General features: G+C 58.1%; 19 protein-coding genes. 8 read left to right on the top strand and 11 right to left on the bottom strand.

All coding sequences use genetic code 11. The features are described 5' to 3' along the window. Positions 1 to 109: 109 nt before the first annotated feature. Complete coding sequence (leuB, locus tag ACIROY_RS15250; RefSeq protein ID WP_402342253.1) at positions 110 to 1,189, bottom strand: 3-isopropylmalate dehydrogenase; 1,080 nt, start codon at positions 1,187 to 1,189, stop codon at positions 110 to 112. A 154-nt stretch (positions 1,190 to 1,343) separates the two neighbouring features. Between leuB and ACIROY_RS15245 the strand changes: the two genes are divergently transcribed. After that, positions 1,344 to 2,243, top strand: coding sequence for a LysR family transcriptional regulator (locus tag ACIROY_RS15245; protein WP_402342251.1), 900 nt, complete (start codon positions 1,344 to 1,346; stop codon positions 2,241 to 2,243). Between the two features lie 22 nt (positions 2,244 to 2,265). Here the strand turns inward: ACIROY_RS15245 and ACIROY_RS15240 are convergent, their stop codons facing one another. From ACIROY_RS15240 to ACIROY_RS15225, 4 genes are all read right to left on the bottom strand, one after another. Next, a complete protein-coding gene (locus ACIROY_RS15240) occupies positions 2,266 to 3,057 on the bottom strand; it encodes an SDR family oxidoreductase (protein WP_402342249.1) in 792 nt (263 codons plus the stop codon). 72 nt (positions 3,058 to 3,129) lie between these two features. Further along, positions 3,130 to 3,870 carry a 3-oxoacyl-ACP reductase FabG gene (gene fabG, locus ACIROY_RS15235; protein WP_402279509.1) on the bottom strand — a complete coding sequence of 247 codons (741 nt, stop codon included), beginning with the start codon at positions 3,868 to 3,870 and terminating at the stop codon, positions 3,130 to 3,132. Positions 3,871 to 3,897: 27 nt separating this feature from the next. Further along, positions 3,898 to 5,208, bottom strand: a complete 1,311-nt coding sequence (locus ACIROY_RS15230; RefSeq protein WP_402279512.1) for an MFS transporter — start codon at positions 5,206 to 5,208, stop codon at positions 3,898 to 3,900. Positions 5,209 to 5,265: 57 nt separating this feature from the next. After that, positions 5,266 to 6,222: a 3-keto-5-aminohexanoate cleavage protein gene (locus tag ACIROY_RS15225; protein WP_402342247.1), complete on the bottom strand. Its 957-nt coding sequence runs from the start codon at positions 6,220 to 6,222 to the stop codon at positions 5,266 to 5,268. Positions 6,223 to 6,450: 228 nt separating this feature from the next. On the opposite strand from ACIROY_RS15225, the gene ACIROY_RS15220 reads away from it, so the two are divergent. Continuing rightward, positions 6,451 to 7,458, top strand: a complete 1,008-nt coding sequence (locus tag ACIROY_RS15220; RefSeq protein ID WP_402342731.1) for an AraC family transcriptional regulator — start codon at positions 6,451 to 6,453, stop codon at positions 7,456 to 7,458. 50 nt (positions 7,459 to 7,508) lie between these two features. On the opposite strand, the gene ACIROY_RS15215 is transcribed toward ACIROY_RS15220, so the two are convergent. From ACIROY_RS15215 to ACIROY_RS15205, 3 genes are all read right to left on the bottom strand, one after another. Further along, positions 7,509 to 8,087: an HD family hydrolase gene (locus tag ACIROY_RS15215; RefSeq protein ID WP_402342245.1), complete on the bottom strand. Its 579-nt coding sequence runs from the start codon at positions 8,085 to 8,087 to the stop codon at positions 7,509 to 7,511. 110 nt (positions 8,088 to 8,197) lie between these two features. Beyond that, positions 8,198 to 8,992, bottom strand: a complete 795-nt coding sequence (gene map / locus ACIROY_RS15210; protein ID WP_402342728.1) for a type I methionyl aminopeptidase — start codon at positions 8,990 to 8,992, stop codon at positions 8,198 to 8,200. After that, on the bottom strand, positions 8,992 to 9,225 hold the full coding sequence (locus tag ACIROY_RS15205; protein ID WP_402342243.1) for a ParD-like family protein: 234 nt from the start codon (positions 9,223 to 9,225) through the stop codon (positions 8,992 to 8,994). Before ACIROY_RS15205 ends, map begins: the two co-directional genes overlap by 1 nt. 458 nt (positions 9,226 to 9,683) lie before the next feature. Between ACIROY_RS15205 and ACIROY_RS15200 the strand changes: the two genes are divergently transcribed. After that, on the top strand, positions 9,684 to 10,316 hold the full coding sequence (locus ACIROY_RS15200) for a helix-turn-helix domain-containing protein (protein WP_402279526.1): 633 nt from the start codon (positions 9,684 to 9,686) through the stop codon (positions 10,314 to 10,316). Positions 10,317 to 10,404: 88 nt separating this feature from the next. Here the strand turns inward: ACIROY_RS15200 and ACIROY_RS15195 are convergent, their stop codons facing one another. The 3 genes from ACIROY_RS15195 to ACIROY_RS15185 form a co-directional block, all read right to left on the bottom strand. Then, positions 10,405 to 12,078, bottom strand: a complete 1,674-nt coding sequence (locus ACIROY_RS15195; protein ID WP_402342725.1) for a methyl-accepting chemotaxis protein — start codon at positions 12,076 to 12,078, stop codon at positions 10,405 to 10,407. 82 nt (positions 12,079 to 12,160) lie between these two features. Further along, the gene (locus ACIROY_RS15190; RefSeq protein ID WP_402342241.1) at positions 12,161 to 12,862 is read right to left on the bottom strand and encodes a helix-turn-helix domain-containing protein; all 702 of its coding nucleotides are present in this window, start codon (positions 12,860 to 12,862) and stop codon (positions 12,161 to 12,163) included. Further along, the gene (locus ACIROY_RS15185) at positions 12,820 to 13,440 is read right to left on the bottom strand and encodes a DJ-1/PfpI family protein (RefSeq protein ID WP_402279532.1); all 621 of its coding nucleotides are present in this window, start codon (positions 13,438 to 13,440) and stop codon (positions 12,820 to 12,822) included. The genes ACIROY_RS15190 and ACIROY_RS15185 overlap by 43 nt, the downstream gene beginning before the upstream one ends. Positions 13,441 to 13,684: 244 nt before the next feature. Between ACIROY_RS15185 and ACIROY_RS15180 the strand changes: the two genes are divergently transcribed. The 5 genes from ACIROY_RS15180 to ACIROY_RS15160 all read left to right on the top strand — a co-directional run bounded on the left by ACIROY_RS15180 (position 13,685) and on the right by ACIROY_RS15160 (position 17,990). Beyond that, positions 13,685 to 14,998, top strand: a complete 1,314-nt coding sequence (locus tag ACIROY_RS15180) for an MFS transporter (RefSeq protein ID WP_402279535.1) — start codon at positions 13,685 to 13,687, stop codon at positions 14,996 to 14,998. 49 nt (positions 14,999 to 15,047) lie between these two features. Further along, entirely contained in the window at positions 15,048 to 15,440 is a 393-nt protein-coding gene (locus ACIROY_RS15175; protein WP_116434115.1) for a cupin domain-containing protein, read from the top strand. 18 nt (positions 15,441 to 15,458) lie between these two features. After that, a complete protein-coding gene (locus ACIROY_RS15170) occupies positions 15,459 to 15,803 on the top strand; it encodes a 4Fe-4S binding protein (protein ID WP_402279537.1) in 345 nt (114 codons plus the stop codon). Between the two features lie 404 nt (positions 15,804 to 16,207). Beyond that, positions 16,208 to 16,954, top strand: a complete 747-nt coding sequence (locus tag ACIROY_RS15165) for an SDR family oxidoreductase (protein WP_402342239.1) — start codon at positions 16,208 to 16,210, stop codon at positions 16,952 to 16,954. A gap of 115 nt (positions 16,955 to 17,069) precedes the next feature. Then, positions 17,070 to 17,990 (top strand): LysR family transcriptional regulator, encoded by a 921-nt coding sequence (locus ACIROY_RS15160; RefSeq protein WP_402279542.1) that lies wholly within the window; start codon positions 17,070 to 17,072, stop codon positions 17,988 to 17,990. Positions 17,991 to 18,118 lie beyond the last annotated feature (128 nt).

Genomic DNA, 18,118 nt, shown 5'->3' with positions numbered 1-18,118 from the left:
TCTTGCAAAGATTGCGAAGATTGCGGAGAGTGCAGGTTGCGCCATGGCGAGGCCGCGCTGGATAGCAAAATCCAGCCATCGTTACGGACCTGCAACAACCTGCGGTGCGTTACCTGGCGATGGCTGCCGCCACCGCATCGCCCATCTCGCGCGTGCCGATCTGACGGCATCCCGGTTCCATGATGTCGGCGGTGCGCAGTCCCGAGCTCACCACGCTGCGCACGGCATTTTCCACACGTTGCGCATCATCCTCGCGCTGAAGGCTGTAGCGCAGCAGCATCGCCGCCGACAGGATTGTAGCCAGCGGATTAACGATGTTGCGGCCGGCAATGTCCGGCGCCGATCCGTGAATGGGTTCGTACAGCCCCTTGCCGCTGGGCGACAGCGACGCCGACGGCATCATGCCGAGCGAGCCGACCAGCATCGCGGCTTCGTCGGACAGGATGTCGCCGAACATGTTGCCGGTGACGATCACATCGAAACGCGTGGGAGCGCGCAAGAGCGCCATGGCGGCAGCATCGATGTAGAGGTGCGACAGCTCGATGTCGGGATATTCAGCGCCAACTTCGGTCATCACGTCGCGCCACAGCTGCATGGTTTCCAGCACGTTGGCCTTGTCCACAGAGCACACGCGCTTGCTGCGACCTCGCGCGGCCTGGAAGGCGACGTGCGCAATCGCCCGCACTTCCGATTCGGTGTAGCGCATGGTGTTGACCGATTCGCGCTCGCCGCTGGCATTGGCCACCGGACCGCGCGGTTCGCCGAAATAGATGTCGCTCGACAGTTCCCGGATGATCAGCAGATCGAGGCCGTCGATGACTTCCGGCTTGAGTGTGGACGCCGATGCCAGCTCCGGGATCAGGCGCACCGGACGCAGGTTGGCGTTGAGGCCAAGTTCCAGACGCAACTGCAGCAAACCGGAACGGACCTTGTTCTTGCGCAGCCATTGCTCATAGGCGGGACCGCCCACGGAGCCGAACAGGATCGCGTCGGCCGTCTTGGCCAGCGCCAGCGTAGCGTCCGGCAAGGGCTTGCCGGTGGCTTCCACACCGCTCATGCCGATGGTGCCGTATTCCAGATCGAGTTCGAAGCGGCCCTTGGCCGCTGCCTGCAATACCTTGACCGCTTCCGGCACAACTTCCTGACCGACACCGTCGCCCGGCAATACTGCTATCTTTGCTGCTTTCATTGAAGTCTCCATGATTCAACGCGAGTGATTCGCCTTGTATTTTTTGTCAGGCAAATACTAAAATGCGCACTCAACTGGAGCAATCAACGTTTCACGATGGGGCGCTTCCAATTCGCGATGGCCCTCCTCCGCTCCACGTCACCTCCGGGATCCCATGAGACTCGATCTTTACACGCTGCAACTGTTTGTCGCCGTCATGGAAACAAAAAGCCTGGCACGCGCCGCTGCACGCGAACACATCGCCGCTTCGGCAATCAGCAAGCGCATGTCCGATCTCGAATCCTCGCTCGACATCCTGCTGTTCGAGCGACGCCCCACCGGACTCGAACCGACCCGCGCAGCCGAAGTACTGCTGCGCCACGCAAACACCATCCGGCGCAATATCCAGCAACTCGAAGCCGAGATGTCCGACTTGTCCGAAGGCGTGCGCGGCACGGTGCGCATTGCCGCCAGCATTGCGGTCGTCACGCAATACCTCCCGCAACAACTGCAGGCGTTTTCCGCGCTGCATCCCGGTATCGAAATCGAATTGACTGACAGCCTGAGTCCGCATGCGATCCAACTGGTCAGCGAAGGCCAGGCCGATATCGGTATCTTCGGCGATCCCTACAAGGCGCACGGCTTGTCGACTGCGCCCTACAGCAAGGAGAAGCTGCTGGCGGTACTGCCGCGGGGACATGAGCTGCTGGCGCAACCGACGCTGACGCTCGGCGACATGCTGCCGTACCAGTTCGTCTGCCTGCGCAGCGAAAGTTCGATGAACACACTGCTGATGGCCGCCGCCGCAAAGCTCGGCCACACCATCAACCGGCGCGTGCAGGTGAGCGGCAACGAAGCGGTGTGCTGCATGGTGGAAATGGGGATGGGAATTTCAGTTCTGCCGCTGCCCTGGCTGGAGCGGCACCGGAATTTTTCCGAAGTGGAAACGCGGCCCATCGCAGAAGAATGGGCGGAGCGTGAATTGCATTTGTGCTTCAATAACTACAACCACACGCTGAACGTGCCGACCCAGCTTCTGGTCGAGCATTTGCGCAGCGGTCCCGCAGCAAGCTGAGTTGCCGCGGGTTCAAATCGATCTACAGATATTCCAGATTGCCGTCCACGCTGATGGCCTGCCCCGAGATATTCCGCGCTGCGGGAGATGCCAGGAACAAGGCCATCGCCGCGACGTCCTGAGTAGTCACCAGTCGTCGCAGTGAAATCTTCTTGACGTAATCTTCGCGCATCTCGTCGAAGCTCAAACCCAGCGTCTTCGCACGGGCGGCGATGACGCCGTCCATGCGCTCGCCCTCCACCACGCCGGGAAGAATCGCGTTGACGCGGATGTTGCTGGGTCCGAGTTCGACCGCCAGCGATTTCATCAGGCCGACGATGGCCCATTTGGTCGAGGCATAGGGCGTACGGAACTGATAGCCCAGGCGTCCGGCCACCGAGGACAGCGTGATGATGCTCGGATTGTCCGAGGTGTTCTTCAGCAGCGGAACGGCGCGCTTGAGGAAATAGAACTGACTGTTCAGATTGGTGTTGATGGTCTGGTCCCAGGCGTCCGCATCTATATCTTCCACCGCGCCGGTCGGTCCGGCGATGCCGGCGTTGTTGATCAGGAGATCAAGGCCGCCGAGCTTCTCGGCCGCGTCCGCCATCACGGCGTCGACGTCTTCGCGCTTGCCGACATCGACGACGCCGGCATGGATGCCTGGGTGTTTCTTCCTGATTGCCTCGACGGCGACCGGATTGATGTCGCAGACGTAGACGGCCGCGCCGGTATCGAGGAAGGCTTCCGCAATGGCGGCGCCGATGCCGGTGGCGGCGCCGGAGATGAAGACGCGCAGGCCTGCGTCCGGCTTCAATAGATCAACTGTTTTCATGGAGATTCCCGCATGAGAGCCACGTCGTCGATTGCCTGACGCGGCGAATGTAAAAAGTGTCTGGTGAAAGTGTTACAGCGTCAACCCGCCCGACACCTCAATCACCGCCCCGTTAATATAGCTTGCTTCATTGCTGGCCAGGAAAGCGTAGATGTCGGCGATTTCTTCCGGCTTGCCCAGACGCCGCAACGGCACCTGGTCACGCATTTTCTGCAAGACCTCGTCAGGCACCGTGGACAGGATCGCGGTCTCGACAAACCCCGGCGCCACCGCGTTGACGCGAATGCCCTTCGGCCCGAGCTCGCGGCTCCAGGTCTTGGTAAAACCGATCACGCCGAATTTGGTCGCCGCGTAGTTGGTCTGGCCGTAGTTGCCGTAAATGCCGACCACCGAACTGGCGTTCAGGATGGCGCCGCCACCGCCTTCGATCATGGTGTCGACCACCGCTTGCGAGGCGTTGAACACGGCGCGCAGGTTGACGTCGATGACGTCTTCGAACTGCTGCGCGGTCATCTTCTGCAAGCGCGCGTCGCGCGTGATGCCGGCGTTGTTGACCAGGGTGTCGATGCGGCCGTATTTCTGCTTTACCGCTGCCACCATCTCGTCGAGGCTGTCGCGCGAGGTCACGTCCAACTGAAAACCTTCGGCTTCGCCTCCCGCCGCCCGGCACTCCTCGACCGCTGCGGCGACCGCATCGGCGTCGAGGTCGCAGACGACGACCGTCGCGCCTTCACGTGCGAACTTCAATGCCGTCGCCTTGCCGATGCCTTGCGCGGCGCCGGTCACAATTGCCACATTTCCACGTAATCTCATTGCACTCTTTCTGACTTGATTTCAATTTCACTTATTGAAGGATTCGTTCCTGATCGAGCGCGCCAGCAGCGGCACCAGCAGCAGGCCAAGGATCGCCGCGCCAAGGATGACGTTGAAGCCGGCGTCGCTGCGCCCGGTGGCCGTCTCGGCCATGCCGAACAGATAAGGGCCGACGAAGCCGCCCAGCAAGCCAATGGTGTTGATGAAGGCCAGTCCGGCTGCGGCCTGCACGCCCTGCATGCGCTTCATGGCGATCGACCAGTACGACGGCAGCACGCCGCCGGCAAAGAACGCCGTCACGACGAACAGGGCGATCTTGCCGCCGAAGCTGGCGGTGGCGATGAAGGCAATCGCGCACAGCACGAGTCCGACGGTCAGCACACCCAGATAAACCGAGTCGCTGCTGACGCGCCGGTGGATGCGCGGCAACACCAGCACGCCGATCAGGAAGCCCATGCCGACGCTGGCCGAGAGCAGGCCGACGATCAGCGGTGAGCTGATGTGCATCTGGCTGACCATGGCCGGCGTAAAGAAATACAGCCCGACAAAGGCGACCTGGTTGAGGAAATAGATCAGGCCGATGAGAATCGTGGTTGGACGTTTCAGCGCCGCCATCCAGTCCTTGGAGGAAGTATTCCCGTGCTGGGGCGCATCGATGACTGCATGTTTTTCCAGCGATGCCGCTTCGGCCGGCGTCAGCCACTTGGCGTCGCTGGGCCGGTCGGGCAGCTTGAAGTACAACAGGATGCCGAGCAAGACGCTGGGCAGTCCTTCGATCATGAACATCCATTGCCAGCCATGCAGTCCGCCGAAGCCGTCGAGCTGCATCAACGCGCCGCCGATGGGATTGCCCAGCATCAGCGCCAGCGCCGGGGCGGTGTAGATCCAGCCGATCGCGACCGGCCTGTCCTTGCCCGCGAACCACAGCGTCACCATGTACATCAATGCCGGGAACAGGCCCGCCTCGGCAATGCCGAGCAAGACGCGCAGGATATAGAACGACCACTCGCCCGAGACGAACATCATCGCGGTCGACAGGATGCCCCAGCTCACCGCGATGCGCGAGATCCAGCGGCGCGGGCCGAAGCGATGCGCGGCCAGGTTGCTGGGCACTTCCAGCAGCGCATAGCCGATGAAGAAAATACCCGAACCGAGTCCGTATGCGGCGGCGCTGATGCCGACGTCGGCGGCCAGATGGATCTTCGCCAGCGCCACGTTGGTGCGATCGAGGAAGGACATGAAGTAGATCGCGCACATCAAGGGAATCAGCTTCAGAAAAGCCTTGTGTGTGGCAAGCCGGTGCAAACCGGCGTCGCCTGGTATGGCGTTATTGGTCATGATGTCTCCTGAAAATATTCAGTTCTTGTTGTGGATGAAGCAGGGTCAGAGCGAGGGTCAGAGCGAAATCCTGTCGCCGCCCTTGAGGCCCAGCATCTCGCGCGCTTCCGCCGGCGTGGCGATCTCGAACGACAGCTCTTCGAGGATGTGACGAATCTTGCGCACCTGCTGCGCATTGCTTTCCGCTTTCACGCCCTTGGCGATGTAGACGCTGTCTTCCAGGCCTACGCGTACGTTGCCGCCCATGATTGCGGCCATGGTCACCAGCGACAGCTGATGCCGTCCGGCGCCAAGCACCGAGAAGTGATAGTTTTCGCGACCGAACAGGCGGTCTGCGGTGGCGCGCATGACGGTCATGTTTTCCGGATCGGCGCCGATGCCGCCGAGGATGCCGAACGCCGCCTGGATGAAGAACGGCGCCTTCACCAGGCCCTGCTCGACAAAGTGCGCCAGGTTGTACAAGTGGCTGACGTCATAGCACTCGAACTCGAAGCGCGTGCCCTGCGCCCCCAGTTCAAGCATGATCTTCTTGATGTCGCTGAAGGTGTTCTTGAAGACCATGTCCTCCATGCCCTCGACATAGTCCTTTTCCCAATCGTGGGCCCAGTCCGTGATCTTCGCGGCAACCGGATGGATGGAAAAATTCATCGACCCCATGTTGAGCGAGCACATCTCCGGCTGCAGCAGGCGCGGATAGGCAAGGCGCTCGGCCAGCGTCATGCGGGTGCTGCCGCCGGTGGTGATGTTGATCACGGCGTCGGTGGCCTTGACGATGGCGGGAACGAACTGCCCGAACACCTCCGGGTCCGGCGTCGGACGACCGTCGTCGGGATTGCGAGCGTGCAGATGGATGATCGCCGCGCCGGCCTCGGCCGCTTCGATCGCCTGGTCGCGGATCTGCGCCGGCGTGATCGGCAGGTACGCCGACATGGAGGGAACATGGGTGGCGCCGGTGACGGCGCACGAGATGATGACCTTCCTGCTGGATTTGCTGGAGTTGCTGACTTTGCTCATTTTGGCATTCTTCGACGGATTGAAAATCGACAGCAAACCGCGGCAACGAGGGTATACACGCCTCGCCGACCTGTCTCCTGCCTGTATTTTTAAGAAGATGCCGCGCACGGTTCACCTTCATTGTGGGAGCGATCATAATCAGTTAAAGTCACCAAAGTAAGGTCTTTAACGGACACTACAAAGTCATTTGAGGACAATCTTCAAGGAGTCGTTTTGTCGCCGATCACCATGCTCAACGAGCCTCTTTACGCGCCCTACAAGATCGCGGCACTGGTCGAAGTGCTGGCGGAACAAGGCATTTCCGCGGAGGACAGCCTGGCGGGAAGCGGCGTCCGGCCGGACCAGATTTATGACGCCGCGCTGCTGACGTCAGTGCGCCAGTACGCAACGGTCTGCAAGAACGCCATCGCGCTGTCGACCGATCCTGCCACGCCGTTCAAGGTCGGCGGTCGCCTGCACCTGTCGGCCTATGGCATGTACGGCTACGCGTTGATGTCGTGCCTGTCGCTGCGCGACTATTTCAAGCTGGGCGTGAAATACCATCGCCTGGCCACGCCGACGCTGAAAATCGACTGGACCGAATACCCCGACCGGGCGGTCTGGTCGTTTCCGGACGCCTTCATTTCCAGCCCGTCGCGCGAGCTGCGCGAATTCATCGTCGAGCAGCAGTTCACCCAGCACGTCACGCACCTGCAAGACGTCGCCGGCCACAGCTGTCCGCCGATCAAGGCCTGCTTTTCCTACCCGGCGCCGGCGCATGCCGACATCTATAGCGACTACATCGGCTGTCCCTGCTATTTCGACCAGGAGGCCTGCGAGCTCATCTACGACAGCGCCATCCTGGGACAGCAGCCGCAGCTGGCGCACAAGCTCACGGCGAAGCTGCTGCAGAACATGTGCGATCGCCTGATCGGACAATCCAAAGTATCGGTCGGCGTGGCCGGCGAGGTGTACCAAGTGCTGATGAGCAAACCCGGCGTGTTCCCGGACATGGAAGGCGTGGCCGACGCCCTGAAGATGACGAGCCGGACATTGCGCCGGCGTCTGGAGGCGGAAGGAACATCCTTCGTCGCCATCTTCGACGACGTGCGCTGCTCGCTGGCGCAGGAATACCTGCGCACCACGCAGATGAGTACGGACGATATTGCAATGCTGCTGGGATTCAGCGATGGGGCGAACTTCAGGCGGGCCTTGAAGCGATGGACGGGGAAGGCGCCGAGCGAGTTGCGGAAGTGAGGCGACGCTGATCGCCTGTACCGATTGACGCGACTTTGCAGGATGCTTATTTACTCAGCGAAGTGTCGCGCCACCCACTCCTCACACGCCGACCACAATTCCGGGGCACCTCTCTTGATCACGGGACCATAGCGGGACAGCACCTGCTCCAATGAAACGCCGTTCTCCGTCCAGGTGCCGCCGCCGGTAAATATATTAATGAGCAGCGGCTGGAAGCGATCCAGCGCCTTGGCGAATTTTGCGTCGTCGGTTTCCGCGTGTTCGAATTCCTGCCACAACGCCAGAAACTGATCGCCCTGCGCTTCGGGAAGCAAGCCGAACAGGCGCTCCGCCGCCTTCGCCTCCTGCTCCGCCTGCACCACCGCAGAAGATCCGCCATGAATCGGAAAATCACCGACGTCGATTTCGACGATGTCATGCAACAGGAGCATGCGGATGACGCGATTGGCATCCACGGTGCCGTTGGCATACTCGCTCAGCAGCATGGCGTACATGGCCAGGTGCCAGGAATGCTCGGCGGAGTTTTCCTTGCGGCTTTGGTCGAGCAACGGTGACTGCCGCACCACCGTTTTCAAGCGGTCGATTTCCCTCAAGAAGCCCAGTTGCTTTTCCAGTCTCGTTAATTCCATAAGCTTTCTCGCGGTGCATGACGTTCTTCGAGATTATACAAAGCGAAAAAAAAGCCCGGTCATCCGGGCCTTTCATTGACGCGTCCGATGATAAACCGGGCGACGGAACATCATGCGGCAAGCGCTGAATACTCCCCCACCCCATCGGGCCACGGCGTCAACACTTCAAACCCGGTCTCCGTCACCGCCACCATGTGTTCCCATTGCGCAGACAGGGAATGATCCTTGGTGACGACGGTCCAGCCGTCGGGCATTTCTTTCGAATGGCGTTTGCCGGCGTTGATCATCGGCTCGATGGTGAACACCATGCCGGTTTGCAGCGGCAGGCCGGCCCCCGGTTGTCCATAATGCAGGATCTGCAAGTCTTCGTGATAGATCCTGCCGATGCCGTGGCCGCAATATTCGCGCACCACGCTGAAACCTTCCTTGTGCGCGACCGATTGGATGGCATAGCCGATGTCACCCAAGGTCGCGCCCGGCTTCACGGCGAGAATGCCGGCGCGCATCGCCTCGTAGGTTGTGGTCACCAGGCGTTTGGCAAGGATGCCCGGCTCGCCGATGAAGTACATGCGGCTGGTGTCACCGTGCCAGCCGTCCTTGGTCAGGGCGACGTCGATATTGACGATGTCGCCGTCCTTCAAGGCGCGGTCGGAAGGAATGCCGTGGCAGATGACGTGGTTGACCGAGGTGCAGATCGTCTTCGGATAACCGTTGTAGCCGATGTTGACCGGCACCGCGTCGAGCACGTCGACGATGTAGTCATGGCACAACTTGTCCAGCTGGTTGGTGGTGACGCCGGGGCGCACGTGCTCCGCAATCATCTCCAGGACCTTTGCCGCCAGCGCGCCGGACTTGCGCAGCATGGCGATGTCGGCGGGCGTCTTGATCTCGACTTCGGTGAACATCATGGTTTTGCAAGCGCCAGGGTGATTTCCTGGCGCTCGTCTTCGACGCGCGCCTGCTGCTCCGCCTCGCGCAGTTTCTGGCAGATCTCGTTGTAGCAAAGACCTGGATTCAATTCCGCCATCATGCCCACGCGCAGCCAGTGCTCGGCCTGCGAATTGATGGAACGGCTCATTGCGCCGCTGCTCAGGCGCAGATTGGTGTGCATCTGCTCGGTGATTTTGACGATTCCCATGAAGACTCTTTATATTAAATGCTTACCAATTGCATATTAAACGCATGTGAAACGTATATTAAACATATATTAAACGTATACTATCACCGACTTCGAAATCGCTCAACACGGCGACATTGACCCCGCACTACCGCTCAAGTCCCAACTGGGCTTGTTTAAAGCCAAACTCCATCGAATCTGAATTGAAGATTCATCTCGCGCTGAGTTCAGGCGATCTCAACGCGACCGCAAACCGCTACCGTCATTTTTGCCACACTTTAAAACCGAGACAGAAAATTTTTGCATCAAAAGTCGGCATCGCCATCTCCAAGCGCTCCCGCTCTTGACCCGAAACAACTGCCGCTGACCGCAATCGAAGTATCATTGCACTTAAAAGGTGCTAAAACATGCAGCACTTTCGAACAACACATTGCAAGACATTCTTTCAAAACAATATTTATTTTTTGATAAATCGACGAATGACGGACGAACTGGATTCAGTAAAAGAAGAAATTCCTACGGCAATCGAGCTGCAACTTGGAAAGCGAATTTCCCGATTGCGCGGCGCCCGCGGCTACACCTTGGAAAACCTGGCAACGGCCACAGGCTTCACGAAAGGCTACCTTTCGAAGATTGAGAACTCCAAAGTCATTCCCCCCATCGGCACCTTGCTTAAAATTGCGCAGGTGTTGGAAACAGATATTGCAGACCTGCTTGAGCCGGAAGACGCGACCATCGACACAGACACCGTCTGTGTCGTCCGGTCCTGGCAACGGGAATCCGTCATCAAAGGCGGCAGCTCTTTTGGCTACGACTATGTCGCGCTCGCACACAAGCGCCACCACAAACAGATGGAGCCGTTCATCATGGTGTTTCCGTCCAAGGTTGACCGCGACATTCGCTTCGAACATGAAGGCGAAGAGTTCATGTTCATCCTCGATGGAGAAGTGGAATTCGAGGCGATCATCGATGGACGCAACAAGACCTGGGTTCTATCACCAGGAGACAGCGTTTATTTCGACTCCCGCTCGCCCCATCGCGGACGCAGCCTGAACGGCGAGTCCCGGGCGCTGGTCGTCATCTACAAATCCAAGCCGACATCCATTCCGTAATTCACGGCATCTCCACCGGGCAGGGGGCCCAGGAAAACGGCGCCGGCTCAAGGGAAAAGCGGGCGCGCCATTGAACCAGGCCCATGCCTTACCTCGCCGGTAGCGCCAATTTCTGCTGTGGGTATTTGTTCTTCGATTGTTCTCCGCGACCCACGCCAGCCGCATTCCCTGAAGGCGTCGAAGCATTTGCAGATACAGCTGCCGCCATCGATCTTGCATCCTCCGTTTTGAAGATTTCGACTGCCTGCTTCAAGCGTTTCGCCTGCCCCTCCAACGACGCGGCAGCAGCAGCCGCCTCTTCGACGAGCGCGGCGTTTTGCTGGGTGACCTGGTCCATTTGCATCATTGCATCGTTGATCTGCCCAATCCAGGTGCTTTGTCGCTCTGACGCAGAGGAGATATCGCCGACGATATCCGTCACCCGGTCAACCGCAACCATCATCTCCTTCATTGTTGCTCCGGCTTTCTCCACCAGGCCGGAGCCATTGCCGACACGCGCGACGGAGTCGTCAATGAGTCCCTTGATCTCTTTTGCCGCCTGAGCGCTGCGTTGCGCCAGCGTTCTGACCTCCGTCGCGACGACCGCAAAGCCGCGACCTTGTTCACCGGCGCGCGCCGCTTCGACGGCGGCATTAAGTGCGAGGATGTTCGTCTGGAAGGCGATGCTGTCGATCACGCTGATGATGTCGACCATCTTGAGCGAACTATCGTTAATTCCACGCATGGTCTCTATCACCTTGCTCACCACATCACCGCCACGCTCCGCGATGCGCGATGCACTGCCGGCCAACTCGCCCGCTTGTCGCGCGTTATCGGTATTTTGTTGTACCGCGGAAGTGAGCTCCCCCATGCTGGCGGATGTCTCCGCCAAAGAGCTCGCCTGTTGCTCGGTGCGTGAAGACAGGTCAAGATTGCCTGCGGCGATCTCGCCGGCGCCGACTTCAATCGTGTCCGTGCCTTGGCGGATCTGGCCGACCGTCGCGGACAATTGCCGCTGCATCCGATGCATGGTGCCCAGCATACTATTTTCGTTGTCGCCTTTTACGTTGATCTCGAATGCCAGGTCGCCATCCGCAATTCTCGACGCAATCTCGGCGGCGTACGACGGCTCCCCACCGAGGCTGCGCGCAACGTTGCGAATGACCAGATAGGTCAGCGCCGTCAGCAGCAAGCCGATTGCAATCGTGATGCTCAGAATGCCCTTGAGTTCGCTATAGAACACAAGCTCGATGCTATCGACATACGCTCCGGTAAAAATTGTCCATCCCCACGGCTTGAAGAGCTTGGCGTAGGTGATCTTCGGTGCAGGAACGGTATCTCCCGGATGCGGGAAGGAATAATCCACCTGCGCTTCGCCGGTGGCATCGATCTGTTTCCGCTGCTCCTGGATAAAGTACTTTCCATTGGTATCTTTGAAATCCCGCTGGCTCTTCCCCACAATTTTCTGATTCGCATGGACCAGCGCGATAAAGTCCTGATCCTGCACGACGAAATAGCCTTCCGGGTTGAAGCGCATGGCTGAGATATTTGCGATGGCACGCTTCTGTGCTTCCACCATGGTGAGCTCGCCGCTATCCACACGTGCGGCATAGCCCTTGACTACAGATTCTGCAATCTCGACATTGGCGCGAAGCTTGGTGCGACGCTCTTCCGTCAAAATGCTGCGCGTGTTCCACGCAGACCAGACGCCGAACGACACTAAACCCACCCACATCAGCACCAATATCAAATACAGCTTCCCGCCTAGCGTAAGATTTTTCATGACAGCCATTTCCTCCAAAATTTGAATCGTCTGACGATGGCCGATCGATTCAATGGAGCACATCGACCGACCGCCATGCTCTTTACCTTGGCCGCATCCCAAGCGCGCTGTCGCCTCCGGAATCCGCCGGCTGCGATGTCACCATCAACGCCCTGGATTGCGCCTGCAGACCGCGCCCGCGATGCGGTGTCTGCGAGTCAAAATAGATGCTGTCGCCCGGAGACAGAACCCACTGCCGCTCCTTGCCGTCAACCACAAAGCTGAACTCGACTTGCCCCTCGAGTATGTAAATGAACTCCTCCCCCTCATGCTCAAATCGCACGTCGTGCGACAGATCGGAGGGAAATACCATGATGAAGGGATCCATGGTCTTGCGGCGCCGCTTGTTGGCCAGCGCAATGTAGTCGTAGCCGAACGAGCTGTCGCCGCGCACGCTGGGTTCGCGTGCCCATGCGCGCACGACGCAGATTCCGCTGGTGCTTTCGGCCAGCACTTCCGTACCGAGCAATTCAGCCAGATCGGTATGCAGCGCCTGCGCTATTTTTATCAGCGTGCCGATTGGAGGAATGACTTTCGAATTTTCTATCTTTGAAAGGTATCCCTTGGTAAATCCGGTCTCGACCGACAGCTGCTCAAGCGTATAACTGCGCGCATTGCGAAGTTCGTACACGCGCGTACCCAGACGTATTTCTACGTCAGACAGCCCGGCAGCCGCGTCGGCGGGAGGAGCGTCCGACATCATCAGACTTGAACCGGCGGCAACGCAGTTATGTTGGCCTGCCATGCCCGGGAATACTCCATGATCCGGGCGGTCTCATCCGCCACTTTCGGGTCGATTCTTGTCTTGAGCAGATGCATCATCGCGTCGATGCACAGCGTCACACCGCCGCCGGTGACGATAGTTCCTTCATCGACCAGGCTTGAATGCACTGTCGAAATCTCCGGATATTTCGACGCCATCACGCTCAACGGAGAAACCTCGGCGCCAATGACTTCAACCTTGGTCGTCGCGCTCTTTCCATCAAGAACGCCAGCTGCGGCCATGATCATGCCGCCGGTGCACACCGAGACCAGCAACGTATCGGCCGCACGCGTCCTCAGGAAATCGAGCGTGCTCTTCGCAACAGTCTGCGCCTGCCATCCCGGACCTCCCGTCACGACAATCACATCCAGCGCCGGCGCGTCGTCGACACCGTAGTCGGCGATCACCCGCAGCCCGTTCGCCAGCCGAACTTCTCCGCTCTGCGGCGCAAGTGTGCAGATCTGAATGTCAGGATCAACACGACGCGCCATCGACAACACGCCGAAGGTTGCCAAATCAATCGGCTCTACATCTGGATAAATAAAAATGCCAACTTTCATGTCAATCTCCTTTATGAAACTTTTAATTAAAATGTTTACTGTTAGGATACTTGATGCTACATTGAGTTTCATCAGCTGTCTAGCTGAACCAGGAGAAGAAGGGTGATAGGTACGATTTATTGTATTCAACAGTGAATTTCGTTACAACAATTGTTTCCCAATAAGATATTTTCCACTGCTGATAGATAGAGTTTCTCGTATCGAGAATCGGTTCTTCGTAAAAAATCACACGAAGGAGGCACAGATGGCAATTCCAACAACAAGTCACGCGGTGACCGGAGGAAAGGCAGAAACAAAAGGGAAGATCGGCACAATCGCAGCAGCCAGCTCGATTGGGACGATTATCGAGTGGTACGACTTTCTTATTTATGGCATGGCGGCAGCGCTGGTATTCAACAAGTTGTTTTTCCCGAACGTCTCGCCAATCATCGGCACGCTGGCGGCACTGGGCAGCTATGCCGTCGGCTTTTTTGCACGCCCGCTGGGCGGCGCCATTTTCGGGCACTTCGGCGACCGGGTCGGTCGCAAATCGATGCTCTTGCTGACGATGTTCATCATGGGCCTGGGGACGGTTCTGATCGGCTGCCTCCCCACCTATGCTCAGGTCGGGATATGGGCGCCGGTTCTTCTGATCACCCTGCGCTTCATTCAAGGCATTGGCCTGGGCGGAGAATGGGGCGGTGCAGCACTCATGGTATTGGAGCATGCACCACCAAACCGACGCGGATTTTATGGAAGTCTGGTTCAGGTCGGCTTTCCGCTCGGATTGCTCATTGCTACCGCAGTCTTTTCCATTGTCTCGAAGTTGCCTGAAGCCGACTTCATGGCTTGGGGATGGCGGATACCGTTTTTGCTGAGCCTGGTGCTGGTGGTGGTGGGCTATTTCATCCGCAGCAAGGTGGAAGAGTCGCCGGTTTTCCTCCGCATGAAAGAAAAAAATGAACTGTCGAAGAGCCCGGTTCTGGACGCCATCCTGAAGAACCCGCGTTCATTCCTGACGGCGATCGGACTGAAAATTTCGGAAGTGTCCTGGGTCTACATATTGACCGTCTTTATCGTTCTGTACGCCACCAACACACTTTCGTTGCCGAAGTCCCTGATCCTGGACGGCATTCTCTATGCGGCGATCGTCGAAGTGGTGACGATTCCCCTGTTCGGGCTGATGTCCGATTACATCGGCCGACGCCCCATGTATATAGCGGGAGCGATCATCACGATGCTATTGGCTTTCCCGCTCTTCACGATGCTGGATACGAAAGACGCGACCATCGTGATCGGCACGATGATCGTGGCGCTGAGCCTGGGCCATGGACTCATGTTTGCACCGGAAGCGACGTATTTCCCTGAACTCTTCGGTGCCAATGTGCGGTACAGCGGCGCCTCCTTCGGCTTTCAAGTCGCAGCTGCCATCGGCGGCGGGCTTTCGCCGATGCTGGCGACGGGATTGATGGCTTATTTCGGAGGGACCGCCGGCGTCTCGATCATGCTGATCGTACTGGCCGTCATCACGCTTGTCGCGGCGCTGGCCGCCCGGGAAACCAGAAACGAAGTGTTGTAGTAGTTGCTCAACTTATCGCGGAACAGCCGCATTTTTTAAGGAGATGAAAATGAACGCAGTCGTCGAAACCCGCTTGAAGGGAAAACTGGCCCCAACGCCTAACGGGTCTACCTATGTCAAGCCGGATGATCTGGAATGGAAGCCGACCAAACACAAAGGCATCCGCATCAAGGCGCTGTACGAAAATGCCGAAAGCGGCGAGCTGACTTGCCTGCTGAAATGGGAACCGGGCACCACCCTCCCGTTCCATCGTCATCCGGAGATCGAACAGAGCTTTGTGCTGGAAGGCTCTTTCTATGATCACGACGGCATCGCACGCGCCGGCGAATTCACATGGCGCAAGCCCGGTTCGTTGCACGAAACCCGCTCCGACGAAGGCTGCGTGATCCTGGCGGTGTATCGCAAGCCTAATGTGTTTTTTGACGTTGACGCCGGTTTCTGATTTTCAGAAAGAAATGTCATGAGCTATGTAGTCACCGAAGCTTGTATTCGCTGCAAGTTCATGGAATGCGTGGAAGTCTGCCCTGTGCAGGCTTTCCGCGCAGGACAGAATTTTGTGGTGATCGATCCATCCGTTTGTGTCAACTGCGCAATATGTGAGCTGGTATGCCCCGCAGGAGCAATCCGCGCCAAAGAGACGCTCGCCGGCAAAGACCGCGACTATATCGATATCAACATCCAGTTTGCGAAGACATGGCCCCTCATTACGCAACAGGGAAAAGTGCCGGATGATGCGCAAACATGGCTGACGGTGACCGACAAAAGAGAATTCCTGCTACCGGCCCCCGACCCGGAAGCGCAATAAATTGGCGGCGCTTCCTGGTCTCTTCTGAAACGACAGGCGCCTCGCAGGCGCCGTTTTCACTCGGAAAGATCTGACGCAAGATGCCGCAATCCTCCTACCCGGCAATGCTCCGGATGTGTACGCATTCAAGCTATCGCGCGGCTTAACACCGGCTCCCGGAAAATCTCGAAAGCAAAGCCCTCCGTCAGCCTGACAAGCACACCAGTCGCTATTGACCGCGATCCCGGCATCTTGGTTACTTCCTCATATTTTGATTAGATATTAATCAGGTTTAATGGATTCTCTTTAAAAGTGGTGAGATCTACTATTTGTTCCAAGCAAGGCATTCAACACAACAAGTTGACGAAGTGACGTCATCGTCAGCCATTGCATTGCGATCCAACTTATCACTCAAAGGAAAAATCATGAAACTCAGCAACAAAGTGGCATTTATTACCGGCGGCACATCAGGCATCGGACTGGAAACTGCAAAGCTGTTCCAAGCGGAAGGCGCCAATGTCGTGCTGGTTGGCTCGAACGCCGAACGTCTGGCAGAAGCCGGCAAGGCGCTAAATGGCAACGCTCTGCTGATCCAGGCCGACATCCGCAAGGTAGCGGATATCGAACGTGCAGTCGAAAAAACCCGTGCGCAGTTCGGCCACATCGACGTCGTCTTTGCCAACGCCGGCGCCACCACAGTCGCTCCTCTCGCTTCCGTCACCGAGGACTACATCAACGAAAACCTCGCGTTGAATTTCACAGGCACATTCTTCACGATCCAAAAGACGGCTCCGCTGATGAGCCGGGGCGGCAGCGTCATCGTGACGACCTCCTTCCTCAACACCATCGGTTATCCAGGCCTGTCGATTCTGGCCGCCACGAAGGCAGCAACGCGCTCCCTGGTTCGCACCCTGGGTGCCGAACTGGCGCCGCTCGGCATCCGTGTCAACGCCATCAGCCCGGGCGCAATTGCAACTCCGTTCTACAGCAAGATCGGCCTGCCCGACAACGTGCTGTCGCAGGTCGCCGCCAGCATTACAGACAAGGTTGCACTGAAGCGTTTCGGCAGCCCTGAGGAGCTGGCCAAGACAGCGTTGTTTCTGGCAAGCGACGATTCGTCGTACACCACTGGAACCGAAATGGTGGTCGACGGTGGTCTGACACAGTTCTAATGTGCAGCGACACTATGTCGCGACAAGCCAGGCCCGTCCCGGCGGACAGGACCTGGCTTGAATTGGGCAACCTGGGGTTAGAATTGATTCTTCATATTTTTTCTGGGTGCATCAAGTGGACCGACTAGAAGCGATGGCGATGTTGGTGGCCTCGGTTGAGGAAGGCAGCTTGTCGGCCGCTGCCAGAAAATTGAATGTATCAGCTCCCACGCTCACCAGGAACGTCAGCGACCTTGAAGCGATGGTCGGGACGAGGCTGATCATCAGAACAACAAGGAAGCTCGCGCTGACCGAAGCGGGCATTGAGTATGTCGCTGCGGCAAAGCGAATCCTCGAAGACGTGGACGAACTGGAGCGGCGTGCCGCCGGTGAATTCACGACCCCACGGGGAGAACTGGTTGTCACCTCGCCCGTGCAGGTTGCGCGTTTGCGGGTGCTGCCGGTCATCAATCAGTTTCTCGCGCTCTATCCCGAGATTCGAATCCGGCTGGTACAGTCCGATCGCGTCATTGACTTGATCGACGTACACGCCGACGTGGCAATCCGTGTCGGGAATCTGCGTGACAGCAGTCTGGTCGCGACGAGGGTTGGGGCATTGCGGGTGGTGACCGTAGCCAGCCCGGCGCTTCTGGATAAATATGGCCTGCCCGAGACGCCGGAGGATTTGAACAAATTTCCTTGCGTCGTATTCGATAGTCCAAGCCTCTCTCCATGGCGTTACCGCAGTCAGGATACGGGGCAAACATACACAGTTTCCGATGTACCGCGCTTACTGGTTTCGTCGCCGGATGCCGCAGTGGATGCGGCTATCGCAGGCATCGGTGTGACCTTCATCCTTGAACACGATGTGCACGACGCGGTAAAGGCTGGGAAATTGCAATACGTCTTGCAAGATTTTGAGGTTGAGCCGATTCCGGTTCATGTGGTTTTTCTTTCCCGGGAAGCGATGCCGGCAAAGCTGCGCAGATTCATTGACTATGCTGTACCGCAACTTCGCGAGTTGCTTGCTGAATTCGGGCGCATTCCTTCTGATTGAATTCCCCCCCGATGCACACTCGACATCGCTGGTGTACCCGGACCACCGGCGACGTTTGTCCTCCTGCCGAATTGCTCCGACGCAGTTGATTCCCCTCCATTTCTTACAGACGCCGTTGCAAGCCATTT

It is taken from the genome of Herbaspirillum sp. NPDC101396 (assembly GCF_044767365.1).
Classification (GTDB): domain Bacteria; phylum Pseudomonadota; class Gammaproteobacteria; order Burkholderiales; family Burkholderiaceae_D; genus Herbaspirillum.
This window is presented reverse-complemented; position numbering and strand designations above follow the sequence as displayed.

What these genes read in the sequence shown, in the direction of transcription:
- leuB (WP_402342253.1), bottom strand. Translation starts at nt 1,189, where the DNA reads ATGAAAGCAGCAAAGATAGCAGTATTGCCGGGCGACGGTGTCGGTCAG.
- ACIROY_RS15245 (WP_402342251.1), top strand. Translation starts at nt 1,344, where the DNA reads ATGAGACTCGATCTTTACACGCTGCAACTGTTTGTCGCCGTCATGGAA.
- ACIROY_RS15240 (WP_402342249.1), bottom strand. Translation starts at nt 3,057, where the DNA reads ATGAAAACAGTTGATCTATTGAAGCCGGACGCAGGCCTGCGCGTCTTC.
- fabG (WP_402279509.1), bottom strand. Translation starts at nt 3,870, where the DNA reads ATGAGATTACGTGGAAATGTGGCAATTGTGACCGGCGCCGCGCAAGGC.
- ACIROY_RS15230 (WP_402279512.1), bottom strand. Translation starts at nt 5,208, where the DNA reads ATGACCAATAACGCCATACCAGGCGACGCCGGTTTGCACCGGCTTGCC.
- ACIROY_RS15225 (WP_402342247.1), bottom strand. Translation starts at nt 6,222, where the DNA reads ATGAGCAAAGTCAGCAACTCCAGCAAATCCAGCAGGAAGGTCATCATC.
- ACIROY_RS15220 (WP_402342731.1), top strand. Translation starts at nt 6,451, where the DNA reads ATGCTCAACGAGCCTCTTTACGCGCCCTACAAGATCGCGGCACTGGTC.
- ACIROY_RS15215 (WP_402342245.1), bottom strand. Translation starts at nt 8,087, where the DNA reads ATGGAATTAACGAGACTGGAAAAGCAACTGGGCTTCTTGAGGGAAATC.
- map (WP_402342728.1), bottom strand. Translation starts at nt 8,992, where the DNA reads ATGTTCACCGAAGTCGAGATCAAGACGCCCGCCGACATCGCCATGCTG.
- ACIROY_RS15205 (WP_402342243.1), bottom strand. Translation starts at nt 9,225, where the DNA reads ATGGGAATCGTCAAAATCACCGAGCAGATGCACACCAATCTGCGCCTG.
- ACIROY_RS15200 (WP_402279526.1), top strand. Translation starts at nt 9,684, where the DNA reads ATGACGGACGAACTGGATTCAGTAAAAGAAGAAATTCCTACGGCAATC.
- ACIROY_RS15195 (WP_402342725.1), bottom strand. Translation starts at nt 12,078, where the DNA reads ATGAAAAATCTTACGCTAGGCGGGAAGCTGTATTTGATATTGGTGCTG.
- ACIROY_RS15190 (WP_402342241.1), bottom strand. Translation starts at nt 12,862, where the DNA reads ATGGCAGGCCAACATAACTGCGTTGCCGCCGGTTCAAGTCTGATGATG.
- ACIROY_RS15185 (WP_402279532.1), bottom strand. Translation starts at nt 13,440, where the DNA reads ATGAAAGTTGGCATTTTTATTTATCCAGATGTAGAGCCGATTGATTTG.
- ACIROY_RS15180 (WP_402279535.1), top strand. Translation starts at nt 13,685, where the DNA reads ATGGCAATTCCAACAACAAGTCACGCGGTGACCGGAGGAAAGGCAGAA.
- ACIROY_RS15175 (WP_116434115.1), top strand. Translation starts at nt 15,048, where the DNA reads ATGAACGCAGTCGTCGAAACCCGCTTGAAGGGAAAACTGGCCCCAACG.
- ACIROY_RS15170 (WP_402279537.1), top strand. Translation starts at nt 15,459, where the DNA reads ATGAGCTATGTAGTCACCGAAGCTTGTATTCGCTGCAAGTTCATGGAA.
- ACIROY_RS15165 (WP_402342239.1), top strand. Translation starts at nt 16,208, where the DNA reads ATGAAACTCAGCAACAAAGTGGCATTTATTACCGGCGGCACATCAGGC.